General features: G+C 71.7%; 13 protein-coding genes. 7 read left to right on the forward strand and 6 right to left on the reverse strand.

Going from position 1 to position 18,035, the window contains the following annotated elements; genetic code table 11:
* Positions 1 to 131 precede the first annotated feature (131 nt).
* Both AC07GB_RS32735 and AC07GB_RS32740 read left to right on the forward strand, forming a co-directional pair.
* Entirely contained in the window at positions 132 to 4,235 is a 4,104-nt protein-coding gene (locus AC07GB_RS32735; protein ID WP_478851864.1) for a GDSL-type esterase/lipase family protein, read from the forward strand.
* A gap of 259 nt (positions 4,236 to 4,494) precedes the next feature.
* Positions 4,495 to 6,219: a tannase/feruloyl esterase family alpha/beta hydrolase gene (locus tag AC07GB_RS32740; protein ID WP_478851866.1), complete on the forward strand. Its 1,725-nt coding sequence runs from the start codon at positions 4,495 to 4,497 to the stop codon at positions 6,217 to 6,219.
* Here AC07GB_RS32740 and AC07GB_RS32745 read toward each other — a convergent pair.
* Positions 6,123 to 6,590, reverse strand: coding sequence for an SsgA family sporulation/cell division regulator (locus tag AC07GB_RS32745; protein WP_478851868.1), 468 nt, complete (start codon positions 6,588 to 6,590; stop codon positions 6,123 to 6,125). The genes AC07GB_RS32740 and AC07GB_RS32745 overlap by 97 nt on opposite strands.
* A gap of 230 nt (positions 6,591 to 6,820) precedes the next feature.
* Between AC07GB_RS32745 and AC07GB_RS32750 the strand changes: the two genes are divergently transcribed.
* A complete protein-coding gene (locus tag AC07GB_RS32750) occupies positions 6,821 to 7,285 on the forward strand; it encodes a cupin domain-containing protein (protein WP_478851870.1) in 465 nt (154 codons plus the stop codon).
* Positions 7,286 to 7,358: 73 nt separating this feature from the next.
* Here the strand turns inward: AC07GB_RS32750 and AC07GB_RS32755 are convergent, their stop codons facing one another.
* Positions 7,359 to 7,829 (reverse strand): SsgA family sporulation/cell division regulator, encoded by a 471-nt coding sequence (locus AC07GB_RS32755; protein ID WP_478851872.1) that lies wholly within the window; start codon positions 7,827 to 7,829, stop codon positions 7,359 to 7,361.
* Positions 7,830 to 8,131: 302 nt separating this feature from the next.
* On the opposite strand from AC07GB_RS32755, the gene AC07GB_RS32760 reads away from it, so the two are divergent.
* Positions 8,132 to 8,944: an alpha/beta hydrolase gene (locus tag AC07GB_RS32760; RefSeq protein ID WP_478851874.1), complete on the forward strand. Its 813-nt coding sequence runs from the start codon at positions 8,132 to 8,134 to the stop codon at positions 8,942 to 8,944.
* 8 nt (positions 8,945 to 8,952) lie between these two features.
* Here AC07GB_RS32760 and AC07GB_RS32765 read toward each other — a convergent pair whose 3' ends face one another.
* The 3 genes from AC07GB_RS32765 to AC07GB_RS32775 form a co-directional block, all read right to left on the reverse strand.
* Positions 8,953 to 11,718, reverse strand: coding sequence for an ATP-binding protein (locus tag AC07GB_RS32765; protein ID WP_478851876.1), 2,766 nt, complete (start codon positions 11,716 to 11,718; stop codon positions 8,953 to 8,955).
* A gap of 171 nt (positions 11,719 to 11,889) precedes the next feature.
* On the reverse strand, positions 11,890 to 12,378 hold the full coding sequence (locus AC07GB_RS32770) for a TetR/AcrR family transcriptional regulator (protein ID WP_478851892.1): 489 nt from the start codon (positions 12,376 to 12,378) through the stop codon (positions 11,890 to 11,892).
* A gap of 164 nt (positions 12,379 to 12,542) precedes the next feature.
* Positions 12,543 to 13,610 carry an alpha/beta fold hydrolase gene (locus AC07GB_RS32775; protein WP_478851878.1) on the reverse strand — a complete coding sequence of 356 codons (1,068 nt, stop codon included), beginning with the start codon at positions 13,608 to 13,610 and terminating at the stop codon, positions 12,543 to 12,545.
* Between the two features lie 349 nt (positions 13,611 to 13,959).
* On the opposite strand from AC07GB_RS32775, the gene AC07GB_RS32780 reads away from it, so the two are divergent.
* Positions 13,960 to 15,402 carry an aldehyde dehydrogenase gene (locus tag AC07GB_RS32780; protein ID WP_478851880.1) on the forward strand — a complete coding sequence of 481 codons (1,443 nt, stop codon included), beginning with the start codon at positions 13,960 to 13,962 and terminating at the stop codon, positions 15,400 to 15,402.
* Positions 15,403 to 15,412: 10 nt separating this feature from the next.
* Here the strand turns inward: AC07GB_RS32780 and AC07GB_RS32785 are convergent, their stop codons facing one another.
* A complete protein-coding gene (locus tag AC07GB_RS32785; RefSeq protein WP_478851882.1) occupies positions 15,413 to 15,772 on the reverse strand; it encodes a hypothetical protein in 360 nt (119 codons plus the stop codon).
* A gap of 284 nt (positions 15,773 to 16,056) precedes the next feature.
* On the opposite strand from AC07GB_RS32785, the gene AC07GB_RS32790 reads away from it, so the two are divergent.
* Together AC07GB_RS32790 and AC07GB_RS32795 are read left to right on the forward strand one after the other, a co-directional pair.
* Positions 16,057 to 17,124, forward strand: a complete 1,068-nt coding sequence (locus tag AC07GB_RS32790) for an alpha/beta fold hydrolase (RefSeq protein ID WP_478851884.1) — start codon at positions 16,057 to 16,059, stop codon at positions 17,122 to 17,124.
* Positions 17,125 to 17,437: 313 nt separating this feature from the next.
* The gene (locus tag AC07GB_RS32795) at positions 17,438 to 17,887 is read left to right on the forward strand and encodes a peptidase inhibitor family I36 protein (protein WP_478851886.1); all 450 of its coding nucleotides are present in this window, start codon (positions 17,438 to 17,440) and stop codon (positions 17,885 to 17,887) included.
* The last annotated feature ends 148 nt before the right edge of the window (positions 17,888 to 18,035 follow it).

Here is an 18,035-nt window from a genome sequence, read left to right on the forward strand (position 1 = left end):
ACTTCACCTTCCGGAACCTGCCGGAACGCACGGCGCGTCGCCGAACCCGAGGAAAGAGAGACGGACAGTTGTCCATACGCACGCCGGGACGCGGGTCCCGGCACAGACCTGGTCCCTGGCGGGCCGGTGCCGTGGCGCCGGCCCTCTGCCTGGCCCTGCTGGCCTCGCTCGTCACGCTGTTCGCGCCCCCGGCGGCGCGCGCGGCCGAGCCCGTCGGCGAGACGGCCGTGACGTTCAACATGCAGGGCGGCACCTCGTGGTACGACGTCAGGACGAAACTGGTCCCCAACGCGGACGTGGTGGCCCTACAGGAGGCCACGACGCCTCCCGACAGTGACTTCATCAAGAAGGCCGAGGTGCTCACCGACAACTTGGACGACACGGCGAAGACTCCGGGGGGCTTTCCCGGCCTGAAGTACCGCCTGTACGCCAAGAAGTGGGGAGGTCAGGGCAAGCGGCAGCCGGACGGGGTCCTGCTCTATCTGAAGATCCTGGACAAGGCGGCCTGGGGCCCCGCGCCCGGCGCCGACTCCGACTCCGGTGACGAGGAGGAGACGGACGAAGGGGACCCCGCCAAACCGGACAAGGACCGCAACACCCAGAAGTCGATGGCGATCTGGCTGCGCCAGGTGCCTCAGGAACTCGGCGACCTCAAGTCCCGGGTGAAGATCTTTCCCGCCGACGACGCGAAGAACAAGTGGATCAGGACCCGCCCCGCGTTCGGCGTGGAAGTGGGCGGCACCTGGTACTTCGACATCCACGCCGCGTCCATCCGTACCAACGACAAGCCCAATCCGCACGCCACCGCCCTGATCGACACGATCACGCAGCGGATGGACGGCAAGCGGTGGCGGGCGCTGGGCGACTTCAACAGCCTCGCGGGCACCAGCCGCGGCAGATTTCCCCACACGTTCTACGCGGCGCAGGACGGGAAACCGGGCGGCACACCCGTGGAGACGCAGCAGTCCGGCTACGCGCTCGACTACCTGGTCGCCAGTGAGCAGCTGGAGAACCTCGTCGTGACCCGCAGCGCGCAGAAGGGCGAGTCCGACCACTGGCCCGTGCGGTTCGCCTCGACGCGCGCCGCGAACTGCAAGACCGCATGGGACTTCCAGTACGACACCACCTACAACCCAACGGCACGCCGGGTCGCACGGGCCGCGGGGGCCGACGCCTGTGGTCCGCCGGCGGCGGTCGTCTCCATGGGCGACAGCTACATCTCCGGTGAGGCCGGCCGGTGGGCAGGCAACGCCGCGGCGTCCGCGGTCGGCTCCGCGTGGGGCACCGACCGGGCCGCGGTGAACTGCAACGGCGAGGAGAGCGTCTGCGACCACGACCCGAAGGCGGTCTACGGCGACACGTCGTACGACAAGGGCGGCAGCGCGTGCGACCGCTCCGACTCCGCCGAGATCAAGGGCTTGGCCTACGACGGCGTACCGCTGGAGCGGCGGTTCAACATCGCCTGCTCCGGCGCGACGACGGAGAACGTCACCTCGACCGGGTTCAAGGGCCAGCGGCCCCAGGTCGAGGAGCTGCGCGACATCGCGCGGGACAACGACGTGCGCCTGGTCGTGCTGTCGGTCGGCGGCAACGACCTGAAGTTCGCCGACATCCTCCAGGACTGCGCGAAGGCGTACTTCTACCCGTCGCTGTTCAACAAGGGCTGCCGCGGCGCCAAGGAGAAGGAGTTCTCCGAAGGGCTCGGCCCGGTGCGGGACAAGGTCGTGAAGTCCGTCGAGGCGATCCGCGGGGCGCTGCGCGAGGCGGGCCAGGAGGACGGCACGTACCAGATCGTGCTCCAGTCCTACCCCAACCCGCTGCCGCTCGGCCGTGACTACCGCGACCCGGAGAACGCGCCCGTCCCGCCGGCCAACTACAGCCGGTACCTGAACGGGGGCTGCCCCTTCCTGGACGCGGACAGCGACTGGGCGCACACCTCCGTGGTGCCCCGGATCAGCGCCATGCTGCGCGGTGCGGCGAACGAGGCGAGGGTGTCCTTCCTGGACCTCCAGGACGCGTTCGCCGGGCACGAGCTGTGCAGCCGGTCGACGCGGCAGGCGTCCAAGGACCACACCCTGGCCTCCCCGCTCGGCGCCGACCACGCCGAGTGGGTGCGATGGGTGCCGTACCTCGTCGAGGGCCTCAAGGACCTGCCCTGGCAGGCCCAGGGCAATCAGCAGGAGGCCGTCCACCCCAACCGCTACGGCCAGCAGGCCCTGGCCGCTTGTCTGACGAAGATCGCGGGGAAGCTCGGTGAGTCCCCGGTGTTCTCGTCCTGCGTGGGCAAGCCGTCCGGCAGCCCCGGGGACGTCGACGGTTCGCTCGACAACGGCACTGTGCTGAGCAAGAGCAACCGCCGCGCCCCCGTGGCCGGGCTGCCGGACTGGAGCCGGGCCGGGTACCGGGGCGGCGAGGTGCTGCCCGGTGCCGCCTTCCATACCTCCGACCCCACGTGCCACATCACGCCGTCCGCGCTTCAGGAGCGATACGACGTGCGTGCCGGCGACGGGAAGGACGACACCGCCGGGTTGCAGGCCGCCATCGACCGGATCCGCGAGTCCTGCACGCCCGGCGCGAGTTCGCGCAAGCTGTCTGTGATCGAGTTGCCCAAGGGTGTGCTCAACGTCAGCAAGCAGCTCTCCGTGGACGCCTCCTACCTGGTGATCCGGGGGCAGGGGTCGGACCCGGCCGGCGGCTCGCGGATCGTCTTCCGCCCCGACGAGAACACCCGCTACGACACCCTGACGGAGAAGGGCGAGCGCTGGGACCAGGGCGGGATGACCCACAAGTGCGAGTTCACGACCGGCAACAACGTCGGTACGGGCGGCTGGATCTGGCCCGGCCGTGGCCTCTTCCGGGTCCAGACGCGTGAGGTCGCCGAGAAGTACCTGAAGATCTGCGGCTACCCCTCCAAGATCCCGGAGAACCGGCGTGACCTCTTCGAGGGCTCCGTCAACCAGCACTGGGAGTCGGGTGTCGCCGTGGCCGGGTCATCCGGAGACTCCGCCTACGCCGCGCGCAAGGGCGGCCGGGTCATCCAGCTGAACGCCAAGGCGAAGATGGACGCCTTCAAGCCGGGCGGCGACCTGTGGGTCGGCGCGGCCAACAGCTTGAAGTTCTATCAGTCGCAGGAGGTCGCAGGGGCCGCGCCGGACGATGGCCGCCTGGAGAACCTGCACATGCGCCAGCAGGTGTTCACCATCGCCTCCGTGGACGCGGGCAAGCACACGGTCACGATCGACAAGCCGCTGGAGTTCGACGTCCCGGTCGACTCCACCTCCGACGGCTCGCCGCCGCTGGGGGTGGGCGGCAAGCCCTACACCAGCAAGGTCACCGCGCTGAAGACGATCACTGATGTGGGCTTCGAGGACTTCTCGTTCACCCAGGACATCAACGGCCTGCCCAAGCTCCGCGGCGGGACGTACCACCTCAGCCCGGAGCAGGCGGTCCACAACTACGGCAACATGGCGCCCGAGTACGCCATGCACGGCATCGTCTTCAAGTGGGCCTCCGACTCCTGGGTGCGGGGCGTGCGCGCGGACATGGTGGGCTCGCACCCGGTGGTCACCGAGGTGGCCAGGAACGTCCAGGTCGAGCGCAATGTCTTCGACGGCGCCTGGAACAAGGGCAAGGGGGGCAACGGCTATCTGCGCGGCTCCCGCGTCTGGGACTCCCTGTACGCCTTCAACACCAGCCGCAACCTGCGGCACTTCACCTTCCAGTGGTCGTCGTCCGGCAACGTGGCCCTCGGCAACGACCTCGACTCCGACCTGAACCTGCACGGCGGGTGGGAGCGCCGCAACCTGTTCGAGAACAACACCGTGCGGGTGCCCTACAACCACTCCTCCGGCGCGTGCGAGACCAACTGCGGCGGCGAAGGCGGGGCAGGGGACAAGGGCACCTGGTGGCCGATCTACTGGGCCGCGGGCAGCAAGGGCATCGGCTGGTCCGGTTCCAGTGGGCCGCAGAACGTCTTCTTCCGTAACACCCTGACCAAACAGACCACGTCAGGAGGCCCCTTCGCGCCCTACTGGCCGTACGCGGACACCTCCCGGGTGTACCAGTTCGGTTCCGGCTCCGGGGACGCGAGCGACTTCCGGCACTTGAGGACCGGGGGCGGCCCCATCCAGGACTGGGCGGACAACGAGGGCAACGACTACAGCCGGGACGACGGCGTCAACGCCTCCCGGACCGATCCCGCTCCCTCCCTGTTCCTGCGTGACTACCACTCCTGAGCCCGGCTGCGGGTTACGCGCCCGGTCCGGCGAACTCCGGTTCGCCGGACCGGGCGTCTCGCGTCTTCCGGTATCTCCGTGCCGCCATGCTCTTCCGTCACCGACTTAACCGGTGATATTCTCGAGGGAGTCCGCTGGCGCGCGCGTACATGTTCCGGTGTCACGAACGTGTGTCGAAGTCCGCGCCAGGTGTGTCACTGCGCGCTGACGTATGTCGCTGTGCGTTCACGCACATCTACCCCCTCGGAGGGGACAACCCATGAGACGACTTCTGACCGTCCTCGCGGCCGGTGTCCCGCTGGCCGCGTCGGTCTGCCTGCCGCCCGCGGCTGCGGCTCCTTTAGGCAACCCCGGTGCAAACCCCGGTGCTGCGCAGGCCGCGTGCACCGCACCGTCCGTGCGGGCCCCGGCCGGTGCCGAGGTGGAGTCCGTGACGGCGGCCCGCGAGCCGGGCGGCACCGTGCACGGCAGCGGCGTCCTGGGCGGCACGGTCACCGGCGTCCCCGCCTACTGCGAGGTGACGGTCACCCTCACCCACCCCGGCGCGGACGACCACGCCAAGGTGCGGACGTGGCTGCCCGTGCAGGGCTGGAACGGACGCTTCCAGGCGTTCGGCGGCAGCGCCTACGCGGCCGGGGACAACGGCGTCGGCCTGGCAGGCGCGGTCAAGAACGGCTACGCGGCGACCACGACCGACGCGGGCGTCGGCGACGTCCTGGACGTCGGCTGGGGGCTGCGCGCCGACGGCCGGGTCAACACCGCGCTCCTGACGAACTTCGCCTCCCGCTCCCAGCACGAGGCGGCCGTCGTCGGCAAGCAGTCCGTCGCCGCGGTCTACGGCAGGCCCGCCTCCTTCTCCTACTTCAACGGCTGCTCCACCGGCGGACGCCAGGGCTACATGGAGGCCCAGCGCCACCCCGACGACTACGACGGCATCCTCGCCAACGCGCCCGCCGTCAACTGGGACGAGTTCGAGGTCGCCACGCTGTGGCCGCAGGTGGTCATGAACAACGAGAAGACCTACCCGTCCGGCTGCGCCTTCAAGGCCTTCACCGACGCCGCGGTCAAGGCCTGCGACCCGCGCGACGGCGTCAGGGACGGCCTGGTGAACGACGCCGCCCGGTGTGACTTCGACCCCCGCAAGCTGATCGGCAGCAAAATCATCTGCGACGGCCGGGAGTCGACCGTCACAGCGGCCGACGCGGCCGTGGTCCGCAGGATCTGGGACGGCCCGCGCACCACGTCGGGACAGAAGCTGTGGCCAGGCGTCCCCATCGGCGCCGACCTGACGGGCCTGGCCGCCGTCACCGGGCCCGACGCGCACGGCGACGTCAAGGGCGAGCCCTTCCCCGTGCCCCGCCACTGGGTGGCGACATGGGTGAGGAAACAGCCGGCGTTCGACGTCGCGACGATCACCTACGAGAGCTTCACCCGGCTGTTCCGCCGGTCCCAGGCCGAGTACGACAAGGTCATCGGCACCGGCGACCCCGACCTGTCCGCCTTCCGCGCGTCCGGCGGGAAGCTCCTGAGCTGGCACGGCCAGGCCGATCAGTTCATCCCCGCCCAGGGCACGGTCACCTACCGCCGCCAAGTCGAGCGGACGATGGGCGGCGCAGGGCGCGTCGACGGCTTCTACCGCCTCTTCCTCGCCCCGGGCACGACGCACTGCGGCCTCAACAAGGGCGACGGCGCCACCGACGACCTCGGCGCGCTGCGGGCCTGGGTCGAGCACGGCAAGGCTCCCCAGGTGCTGCCCGCCACCCTCGTCGACGCCCAGGGGCGGAGCGTCACCCGCGACCTGTGCGGCTATCCGCGGGTGTCCCGCTACCAGGGCCACGGAGACCCGGCCGAAGCCTCCAGCTTCCGCTGCGAGCCGCGCCGGACCGCTCAGGCGGACGGGGCGCCCGGCCCGTCGAGCAGCTCCTGGAGGAAGCCGTCCCAGTTCAGGCCGTCCAGCTCCGCCCCGGCCGGGACGAGCCGGTAGGTGGCGTCCAGCCACCGCGCGAGCCGCGCCGTGGGCACCTCGAACAGGGCCTCCACCCCCGGCGATTCGAGGAGCAGCCACGACGCGCGCCGTGGCCCCGGCAGCGTCGGCCACATGCGCACCTCGCCGTGGCCGCTCATGGACCTCAGGCCGCCGTGCAGGAGTTCCCGGCCGATGCTCCACCGGCGCACCGGCCCGTGTTCCCCAAGGAAGTCGACGTCGATCACCGCGGGCACGGCCGGATCGAAGTGGAACGCCGCCCGCATCGGCCGGCGAGTGAACTCGTCGAGCATCAAGTCGACGTCGACGAACAGCGACGGCACTGGGCCGGGCGCCGAACGCGCCCGCAGAGGTGACTGATCACGGTGCACGACTGAGTTCCCCTTCGTGGTGCGAAGTTCTGCGCCTCCCACTCTTGGCCACCGGACGGATGCCGCGCATCAGTCACTTGACGGCCAGTCATGTGAGCCGCGGGCGGAAGGTATGCCGCCATACGTGCGCGGCAGCCGCGGCTGATCCGTCCGGGCGGCCTCGCCCCACCCTTCCCTTCCCTTCTTTTCCCTGGATTTCGACCACCCTTCCCTTCTCTGAATGGAGAGACATGACGATCGACCGACGCCGTCTTCTGCGTACGAGCGGCGCCGCCGCGGCGGGCGCGTTGAGCGTGGCCGCCCTGTCGGGCACCGCCTCGGCCGCGGAGTCCGCCCACGGGGCGCCCGCTCACCCCGGCGGGGACCCCGACCCCACCGGTGGGGTCACCCGCACCCTTCTCCAGGACCACCCCTCGCCCGCGAAGGGGTGGAAGACCGTGCAGACGCTCGTGCAGATCCCGCGGCACAAGGAGTCGGGACGGCACAGCCACCCCGGAGTGGAGGTCGGCTTCATCATCCGCGGTGACGTGGTGATGGAGTTCGACGACAGGCCGCCCCTGAGGCTGCGGACGGGCGACCCGTTCTTCATCCCGGAAGGCGCCGTCCACAACGCCCGCAACGTCGGCAAGGTGACGACGATGATGCTCTCCACGTACGTCGTCGACGAGACGAAGCCCCTGGTGACCACCTACTAGAACCCGAAGGCCGGGCGCGGTCCCGCGCCCGGCCGGGGTTCGAGGCCCTGAGCGGCCCCGAGTTCGTTCGCCGTCAGTCGGACGCGGCTCGCGGGCCGCTCAGGAGGTCCGCGGCGGTCGTATCCCAGTCGACCGACGAGAGTTCCTGACCAGCCGGGACGAGCGCGTAGGTGTGCTCCAGCCACTCCGCGAGCGGCGGTGCCGGAAGTTCGAACAGGGCCGCCATGTCCCCGGAGGCCAGCTGGAGCCACGCGGTGGCCCGGTCCTCCTGGTGCGACGGCCACATCTGGACGTCACCGGTGCCGCTCCTGGAGCGCAGCCCCTGCCGGAGCAGGTCCCGCCCGATGCGCCACAGCACGCGCGGGCCGCCCTCGGCGCCGAACTCCGCGCACACGGTCAACGGGGCCTGCGGGTCGAAGCCGAACGCGACCGTGACCTGTCGGCGGACCCGCACTCCGAGCACCCGCTCGGCGTCCAGGGTGAGCCGCGGCAGCCCGTGCCGTGCCGGTCGGCAGGTCCGGATGCCCGGGGGGTGGCCGCTCATGACACGAGGATCCTTCCCTGCGGCGACAGCTGGCCCGGTCCACTCTCGCCGCCCGCGGGGCGCCGTACGTACGTCAGTTGACCGTCGGCATCCACCCGCCGTGACGGAGCCCGCACGGCGGGCCGTGGTCCGTCTCAGGTGGTTTTGTCCGGTGGTCCCTCCTGGCGCCGCCCCGGGGCGCGCGCGGTGGGGCGGGAACATTAAGTCATTCGACTGTCGCCCCTGACCTGCACCTGAACGATCCTGGAACAGTCGCCGCCGCGCCGGTGCCGGATGGTCGTCATGTTCGGAGGGGCCCCACCGTGAAACGTACTCCCGTCGTGTTCATCCATGGCGTGTGGCTGCACGCGCTGTCGTGGGAGCCGTGGGTGGAGCGCTTCGCGAGCCGGGGGTTCCTCGCCTTCGCGCCCGGCTGGCCGGGGGAGGCCGCGGCGGCCCGGGGCGTGCGCGAGGCGCCGGACGCGCTCGGTCGCATCGATCTGGACGCGCTCACCGACCACTACGCCGCCATCGTGCGGTCCTTCGACACCGCCCCTGTGATCGTCGGGCACTCGGTGGGCGGGCTCATCGCCCAGCACCTCATCGCCGCCGACGTCGGCCGCGCGGCCGTGGCCATCGCCCCCGCCCCGATCAACGACATCCCGCTGCCCTCCTCCTACGCCCGGCTGCTGTCCCGCGCCCGTGGCGGCACCGACGCGTCGGCGGTGTCCTGGTCCCTGCCGTCGGAGGACTTCCGCCGGATGGTGGCGAACACGGTCGCGGCGGAGGAGTCCCGACGGCTCTACGAGCGCTACGCGGTGCCCGCTCCCTTCCGCCTGCTCGCCGACCTCGGCTGCGGTGCGGGGCGCCGCAGCCCGCGCGCCGTGGCGGACGTCGGCAACGCGGGCCGCGGCCCGCTCCTGCTGGTCTCCGGGCAGGAGGACCGGCTCGTACCGGACGCGGTCACGCGCGCGGCGTACAAGCAGTACGGCGACTCCACGGCGGTGACCGACCTGAAGCAGTTCGCGGACCGGGCCCACTCGCTCGTCATCGACAGCGGCTGGCGCTCCGTCGCCGACTACGTGCTGGCCTGGCTGGCCGAACGGGGTGTCCGCGCCCGCCCCCCGCAGGACTGAGCACGCGGTCACGCGTTCCGGTCGTCGGACAGCTTGGCCAGGGCGTCGCGCAGCGCGGCACGGGAGGTGATGCCGAGTTTCGGGAAGACGCGGTAGAGGTGGGAGCTGACGGTGCGTGGCGACAGGTGCATGCGGGCGCCGATCTCCTTGTTGGTCAGGCCGCCGGCCGCGAGGTCCGCGATGCGCCGCTCCTGCCACGTCAGGGCCGCGAGCCGTGCCGTGGACGTGGCGGCGGCACCGGCGGTACGCAGTTCGGCGCGGGCCCGCTCGGCCCACGGGGCCGTGCCGAGGCGTTCGAAGGCGTCGGCGGCGAGGGTGAGGGGGGAGCGGGCGGCCTGGCGGCCCTGGGTGTGCCGCAGGCGGACGCCGTGGGCGAGACGGATGCGGGCGACCTCGAAGGGGAAGCCGGCCGCGCCGGGGTGACTCTCCGCGCGGTGGTACATCGCGTCGGCTTCGGCGGGGTCGGCGGCCGTCATGGCGAGGGCGCCGTAGGTGACGACGGCGAGGCGCGGCGAGATCGCGGGCAGGTCGGCGTGGTGCGCGGCGAGGGCGTGGCGGCGCGCCTGCTCGGCGCGCCCGGTGTGCAGGGCCGCCTCGACGAGGTCGAGGAGGGTGCGGGGTGCCTGGTGGGCGTGGGGCGTGAAGGTGCCGGGGGCGGTGATGCCGATGGCGTGCAGGTAGGCGGCTTCGTAGTCGCCTTCGGTGAGGGCGGCGGTGGTGCCGATGGCGTCGGCGATCTGGGTGAGGAAGCCGACGCCGCGGGGGCGCGCCCAGGCGTCGACGACGGCTTGGAGCTGGCGTGCCTGTTCGGTGCGCCCGCGCAGCGCGGCGAGCAGTCCCAGGTAGGCGCGGGTGTGGTGCGCGAACAGCGCGTTGTGGTGCGTCGTCGTCAGGTCCAGGTTGCGTCTGCCGGTGCGTTCGGCCTCGTCCCACTCACCGGCCGCCATCTGGTCGAGCATGATCAGGTGCAGCATGGTGAGGGCCGACGCCACGGCCCCGGTCTCCAGCTCGCGGTCGACGGTGCGCTGGAGGTGCGGCCGGTAGCGGCTGAGGGTGTCCACGTGGTACGCGGCCACGCTCAGCCGGGTGACGTCCCACGGTTCGAGTCCGCGCGGGTCGGCGAGGGCGTGCTCCACCCGCTCGTGCACACCGGCGCCGCGGCGCACCACGTCGCCCCAGGCGTCCTGGTAGACGCGGGAGTTCGGGGGCACCGCGTCGCCCAGTGAGTCGAGCAGCGCGTGCGCCCGTTCCCACGACGCGCTGTCGCTCGCGTACTGGCTGATGGCCAGGAGCAGGTTGACGAGGCGGGTGAGCACCTCGTCCGGTGCCCGTACGCCGCTGTCGCGGATGCTCTCGATCGCCGCGAGGACCTGGCGCTGGGAGGTCCGCACGTCTCCGTCCTCGTACAGCGCGCCGTAGGCGGAGGCGAGCACCGAGGCCGGGGATCCGCCGGTGCCCGACGCGGCGTCGGAGCCGACGAGTTGCTGGGCGCGGTCCAGCAGGCCCGCCTGTCCGGCGATGAACGCCGCGTCGCCCAGTCTGCGGGAGCGCTCCTCGTGCCGCTCGCTCAGCTCCGCGGCGCGGGTCATCCAGGACACGGCGGCCTGCGAGCCGCCGCGCAGCGTGGCGGAGTCGGCGGCGGCTTCGAGCACGGCCGCGACCCGCTCGTCGGGGTCGACCGTCGAGGCCGCCAGGTGCATGGCGCGTCGCTCCACGTCCTCCCGGTGCACGTGCGCGAGGGCCGCGTGGGCGGCGCGCCGCTGGTTGGGGGTCGCGGTCTGGACGACCGTCGAACGGACCAGGGGGTGGCGGAAGACGAAGTCGCCGCTGAGCGGATCGATGTCCAGCAGCCCGCAGGCCGCCGCCTCTTCGGCGTCCAGCATGCGGTAGCGCGTGCCGCGGGCGGGTCCGGCCACCGAGCCCGCCCCGACGCCGTCCAGGGCGCCGCGCAGCAGCTCCGCGCGGACGCTCTCCCCGAGGGCGGCGATGCGGGCGCCGTACACGTGCTGGAGGCGCAGCGGCAGCGGGATGCCGGTGTAGCCGGGTATCTCCTGAGGGCCGTCCACCGTCCGGCCGCCGCGCAGGACGTGCGGCGGCAGTTCGAGCAGGGCCAGCGGGTTGCCCTGGGCCTCGGCCAGGATGAGCCGGCGGACGCGGGGGGCGAGGCCGGGGCTGCGCAGGTCGAGGAGCTGCTCGGAGGCCTCGTCCGACAGGGTGGGCACGGCCAGTTGGGGCAGTGCGGCCGTGTCGAAGCCGGAGGGCACGTCGGAGCGCAGACCGACGACGAGCTTGACCGAGCTGCCGGTGAGCCGTCGCCCGACGAACCCGCACACCTCGGTGCTGGAGGTGTCGAACCACTGGCCGTCGTCGAGCGCGAGGAGCAGGGGCCGCCGCGATGCCGCGAGGGAGAGCAGGTCGAGCACGGCGATGCCGAGCGTCATGACGGAGGGAGGCGGCCCGCCGCTCCTGCCGAAGACGACGTCGAAGATCGCGCGGTGGCTGTCGTCGAGCCGGTCGACGGAGGGCAGCAGCGGGTACAGGAGCTGGTGCAGACCGGCGAACGGCAGCGCCGACTCCGCCTCGACACCGGCCGCCCGCACCACTTGGTGGTGCTCGGCCGCGGCGAGTCCGGCGACGTGGTCGAGCAGGGCGCTCTTGCCCACGCCGGTGTCACCTCGCAGCACCAGAGCCCGGCCGCCGGCGGCCGTCACGAACTCGGCCAGCGCCGCGCGCTCGCGTGCGCGGCCGACCATGGTGCCGTCGAGCGGCTCCATCGTCCCCCTCCCCATTCCGTTCCCCGCGGTTCCGTCGATTTTCCGTGTCCTGCCACGGGCATCCGTGTCCTGCCCCGGCGCCGCCCCGTGACGCCGGTGTCGTATCCGCCGGGTCGGCGCGCCCCACCCGCGCGGGAGCACGCTGTCACAGCCGGACGGGCCGCCCCTGTGTCAGGACGCGCCGAGCCCGTGGAGCAAGGTGTCGACGACGACGTCCGCCGCCTGACCGGCGCTCAGCTCCGGCATGTGCCGGGTCACCAGGTGCATGAGCTGGGGCAGGAGGACGCTCGCCCACCCCTCGGGCTTGTCCCGGCGCAGGAGGCCGTCCTCGGTGGCCCGCCGCAGGAAGGCGTCGACCTCACGGACGGACGCGTCCCTGCGCCGGCGGACGGCGTCGTCGGTGAGCATGCGCGCGAGGTCGACGGGCCAGGTGCGGTTGACGGTGATGACGTTCTCGACGTAGCGGTGCAGGGCCACGGCCACGGGCGCCTCGCGCAGGCGGGCGTCCTCGATGGCCTGCTCGACGGCCGTGAGGCGGGCGTCGTAGATGGCGGCCAGGAGGTCCTCGCGGGAGGCGAAGCGCCGGTAGACCGTACGCCGGTCCACGCCCGCCTCGGCCGCGATGCTGGCGATGCTGGCGCCCGGGTCGGTGGCGAGCACGCGGGCCCCGGTGGTCAGGACAGCTTCCAGGTTGCGCGCTGCGTCGGCTCTCACCCCAGGGAGTCTAGTCGCGGATTGGGGAAGCTGGGACACCTAACGCCACAGCGGTGTGCACCTTGGCTGTGGAGCCGCGGCATGGACGGGGAGGGTGGTCGGCCTCGGGCTCAGAGGCGGTCGGCGTCAACGACCGCCTGGGCGAAGGCGGTGGGTGCTTCCTGCGGCAGGTTGTGGCCGATGTCCGCGATGGCGCGGTGCTCGTAGGGCCCGGTGAAGCGGTCGCGGTAGGCGGAGCCGTCGCCGGGCGGGGTGAAGGGGTCGAGGGCCGGATCGAGGGTGACGGTGGGTACGTGGATGGAGGGCCTGGCGGCGAGCCGCTTCTCGTAGCGGACGTAGCGGGGCTCGCTCTCGACGAGCCCGATGCGCCAGCGGTAGTTGTGCAGGACGATGGCGGCGTAGTCCGGATTGCGGAAGGCCCGCGCGGTGCGCGCGAAGGTGGCGTCGTCGAAGTCCCAGGTGGGCGAGACCAGGGTCCACACGTAGCGGCAGAGGGCGATGCGGTCCTCCGCGTCCTCCATGGTCTTCTTGCCGCGCTCGGTGGCGAAGTACCACTGGTACCACCACTTGTGCTCCACGGCCGCGGCGGCGGGCTCCTGCTGCGCCTTGACGTCGGTGATGAGGTAACCGCCGGTGGAGACCAGGGCCTTGACGCGCTCGGGCCACAGCGCGGCGATGATGTCGGCGGTGCGCGAGCCCCAGTCGAAGCCGGCGAGGACCGCCCGGTGGATCTTGAGCGCGTCCATCAGGGCGATGACGTCGAGGGCGACGGCCGACTGTTCGGCGGTGCGCGGCGTGCGGCCGGAGAGGAAGCGGGTGCTGCCGTGCCCGCGCAGGTAGGGAACGATCACGCGGTAGCCCAGGCCGGCGAGCAGCGGTGCGACGTCGACGTAGCTGTGGATGTCGTAGGGCCAGCCGTGCAGACACACGACGACCGGCCCGTGGGCCGGTCCCGCCTCGGCGTAACCGACGTTGAGGGCCCCCGCCCTGACGTGCTTCAGCTGGGCGAACTCGGTGTGGGTGCCCGGGGTGACGGCGGGCACGCGGCCGTCCTTCGGGTGGGCCGCCGCTCCCAGCGGGGTCGCGGCGGACGCCTGGGAGCGCAGGCCGGGCAGGGAGACGGCCGCAGCTCCGGTGCCCAGGCCCACGGCCTTGCTGAAGGTACGCCTGTTGATCATCTGAAGCCCTCCGTCGTACGTGCTCGGTCGTCATGCGTGTTCGGTAGTCATACGTGTGCGGTGGCCATACGTGTGCATGTGCCGTACGGGGTCGGCGGCTCAGCAGCGCGGCGCCTGCCGGGGCGGCCATGTCTCCGTGGCGTCGGCGCGGGCCCCGCGGTGTGGACGGGTGTCGACGCGGTGACACTCGCACAAGTCTCGTCACCAGTCAAACAGGTGACGTACTGTGGGCCCGGGCTCTGCCGCGGCTGGCCCGAGCAACCACACCCGCCACGCATAAGTGCTACATTGATGTGACAGTTAATTACCGCGCGGCAGCGAATCAAATGCACGGGAAGAGGGATGACACATGTTCACCTACGGTCGGCTCTTCATCGGAGGCTCCTGGGTCGAGCCGAGCGACGCGGAGCTGCTGGACATCACGTCACCGCACGACCGGTCGGTGATCGGCCGCGCCGCCCAGGCGCAGCCTGCGGACGTCGACCGGGCGGTGGCCGCCGCGCGGGCGTCCTTCGACGCGGGCGAGTGGCGCCTGACCCCTCCGGAGGAACGGATCGCGCGCCTGCGGACGTTCAATGCGCTGCGTGAGGAGAGTGCGGAGCGGGCCGCGAGCCTGATCTCGCTGGAGAACGGCTCGGCACACTGGTTCACCCGCGCCGGACAGGCCGCCCTGACCCGGCAGGCGAACGCCTATCTGAAGGCGGCGGAGGAGTTCGCCTGGGAGGAGACGCTCGTTCCCTCCGACCCCACGTCCCCGGTGCGCAGCGTCGTGCGTCGCGAACCGGTCGGCGTCGTGGCGGCGGTCATCCCCTGGAACTCGCCGTTCTCCTCGGCCACTTCGAAAATCATCCCCGCCCTGGTCGCGGGCAACTCCGTGGTGCTCAAGGTGTCCCCGGAGAACTCGCTGAGCATGGGCCTCCTGGCCGAGCTGCTGGAGCGCACGGGCCTGCCCGAGGGTGTGATCAGCGTCCTGCCGGCCGATCGCGGGACGAGTGAGTACCTGGTGTCGCACGGGGGCGTCGACAAGATCGCCTTCACCGGTTCGACGCGGGCGGGGCGCCGCATCGCCTCGATCGCCGGGGAGCAGCTCAAGCGGGTCAGCCTGGAACTGGGCGGCAAGTCCGCCGCGATCATCCTCCCCGACGCCGACATCGGGCAGGCCGTGGCGGGCGTCAAGTTCGCCTCCCTGCTCAACAACGGCGAGTCGTGCATCGCCCAGAGCAGGATCCTGGCCCCCCGGGAGCGGTACGAGGAGGTCGTGGCCGCGCTCAAGGAACTGGTGGAGTCGCTGAAGGTCGGCGACCCGAGTGAGCCCGACACGTTCATCGGCCCGATGATCCGCCCCGACCAGCAGCGACGCGTACGCGACTACATCCGGATCGGCATCGAGGAGGGCGCCCGCCTGGTCACCGGCGGCCCGCAGATCCCCGTGGGCCTGGAGAAGGGCAACTACGTCACCCCCACCGTCTTCGCCGACGTCGACAACTCCATGCGCGTCGCCCAGGAGGAGATCTTCGGCCCGGTCCTGGTCGTCATCCCCTACGACGACGAGGACGACGCCGTCCGCATCGCCAACGAATCCGAGTACGGCCTGTCCGGTGGCGTCTGGTCCGCCGACGAGGAGCGCGCCCTGGAGGTCGCGCGGCGGATCCGCACCGGCACCGTCGTGGTCAACGGCGCCTCCATCGGCTTCGACGGCCCCTTCGGCGGCCTCAAGGCGAGCGGCGTCGGCCGCGAGTTCGGCGCGGTCGGCCTCGGTACCTACACCGAGTACAAGACCATCACCGTGTGATCCGCCCCGGTCACGCCGGGACCACGCGGTAACTCAGCGCCGCCCGGGGGAGGTCGGACTGCGCGAGGGACCCGGTGGCCCAGGGGGAGGAGCCGGTGCATCCGGCACCGGTGTACAGCACGACGGACGCGGAGCCGGAGACGACCTGGACGGAGCGGGCCGGCGTCGCCAAGGTGTGGCACGTGCCGAGGTCGTCGAGGTCGACGGGCGACACCGTGCCGGTTCCGTGGGTGCCGGAGTAGAGGTACGCGCCCTCCTTGAGCGGAGGCCAGTCGGCGGCACTCGCGCCCCCGGCCCCGAGGCCGATCAGGGCCACGGTCACGCAGGCGGCAGCGGCGGTGCCACGGAGTTTCGTCCTGGAGATGAACATACGGACGCCTTTCGCGCGGGACGAGACCTGTCGCGGTCATGGGTACGACGAGGCCGGTGGCGAATCCTTGCATGCTCAACCATGCAGGGGTGAGGTGAAATCAGGTCACACGTGTGTGCGGTTGGCCGAGCGCGAGGTGGTGTGCGCCGACGGGAAGGTGGTGTGCGCCGACCTGGAGATGGAGGGCTGACACCAGCCTGCGTCACTGGTTAAAGTGGTGACGCAGGGCAAGAATACAAACGCGCGTGGGTCTCGTACGCGCCGGATCGAACGCGAGGAGCGACATGATCAGTAGGCGAGGGCTGACCCGAGCTGTGACGGCGGCGGGGGCGATCGGTCTGGCGAGGGTGGGGGAGGCGTCGGCGAGCCCTGGACCGAGTGCGAGTGCGGGCGGAGGTGTCGCGGGCGCCGGGGCGGCGGCCACGGCCTCGACCGGGCGGGCGGCGCGTGACCTGGGGCCCGTGCGCCGGGCCCGCACCGACATCCTGGACATCGCCTATCACGACGTCGGCCCGGCCCGCGGCAAACCCGTGATCCTCCTGCACGGTTGGCCGTTCAGCCCCGTCGGTTCCTACGCCGAGGCGGCGCCCGCGCTCGCCCGGAGCGGATACCGCTGCTACCTCCCCTATCTGCGCGGCCACGGACCGACCCGCTTCCTGCGCGAGGACACCTTCCGCTCCGGCCAGCAGGCGGCGCTCGGCGCGGACCTGGTCGCCTTCATGGACGCCTTGCGCATTCCCCGGGCCCTGTTCGCCGGATACGACTGGGGCGGGCGGGCCGGTGACGTCGCCGCCGCGCTGTGGCCCGAGCGCTGCACCGGCCTCGTCTCCGTGAACGGCTACCTCATCCAGAACCTCGCCGTCGCCCAAAAACCGCTGTCCCCCGCGCGGGAGGAGGGCTCCTGGTACTTCTTCTACTTCCTCACCGAGCGCGGACGGAAGGGGCTCCAGCGCGACCGGGAGGGCCTGGCCCGTGTGGTCTGGCGTCGCAACTCGCCCGAATGGCGCTTCACCGAGGCCGAGTTCGCGGAGGCGGCGGCCTTGTGGGCCAACCCGGACTACGTCGACGTGGTGATCCACAGCTATCGGCACCGCATGGGGGCCGCCCCGGGAGACCGCCGGTACGCCGACCTGGAGCGGAGGCTGCTCGACCAGCCGCGCATCACCGTCCCCGCGGTCACCCTGGACGGGCAGGCCGACGGCGTCATCCCGCCGACCGACGGCAGCGGACACGCCGCCCATTTCTCAGGCCTCTGGGCGCACCACGTCGTGCCGGGCGCCGGGCACAACCTCCCTCAGGAGCAACCCGCGGCCTTCGTCGACGCCGTCCTCGAAGTCGACGCCATGCGCTGACCGTTGTCCGTCGCCCGGCTCACACCCACACGGGCACTACCGCACACGTATCTTCTGCTAACGTGTCGTCAGCAGTCACACGTATCACCTTCGACCCGCCGTCGCGCGGGCCGAGCACGGCCCGGCGTCGCGCAGGCTGAACACGGCCCGGCGTCACGCGGACCGAACACGGCCCGGCGGAGCGGCCGTTCAGTGGCTGCCGGACTCCTCCCGCTCGCTCGTCGCTCGACAGCGCGGTTCACCGCCTGACCGCCGCACGCGGCGGGTCAGGCCTCCACACGTCCGTCGAGACGTCCCCAGAAAGTAGGAACCCATGCCACAGAAGTCGTTCAAGCTGACGGCCACCGCTGTCGCAGGCGCGGTCGCCGCGGCCACGCTGCTCCTCTCGGCCGGACCGGCGTCCGCGGACAACCCGCCGTACAGCGGCTGCCCGGAGTGGGCGCTCTGCCTCTACCAGAACGGTGGGGGGACGGGGTCGAAGGCGATCGTCACCCCGCCCCCGGCGGGCGGCAACAACAAAATAGTGAGGCTCACCAACATCCGTTTCCTGAACGGGGAGGTGGCCGACAACCAGGTCTCGTCCTGGTTGAACAACTCCCAGTGCCAAGTGGAGTTCTGGGACGACCCCAAGGGCGAGTTCTACCCCTCCGACCTGGACCTCGCCCCGTCGTGGAAGTGGGGCCTGAAGGCCGACTACTCCTTCGGAACCCCCGACGCACACCTCAACGACAGGATCTCTTCGCTCCGGTTCTACTGCCCGTAACCCGTAAGGGGTGCGCGGTCGCCGAGCGAAGGGCGCCGGGCCCGGCCTTCCCACGGGCGGGCCCGGGGGGGGGGGGGGGGGGGGGGGGGGGGGGGAGAGAGGGGGAGCCAAGAAGTGCTTCGCGGTCTTGCGCGGAAAGCGGTCGGAG

Source organism: Streptomyces sp. NPDC045778 (assembly GCF_056431945.1).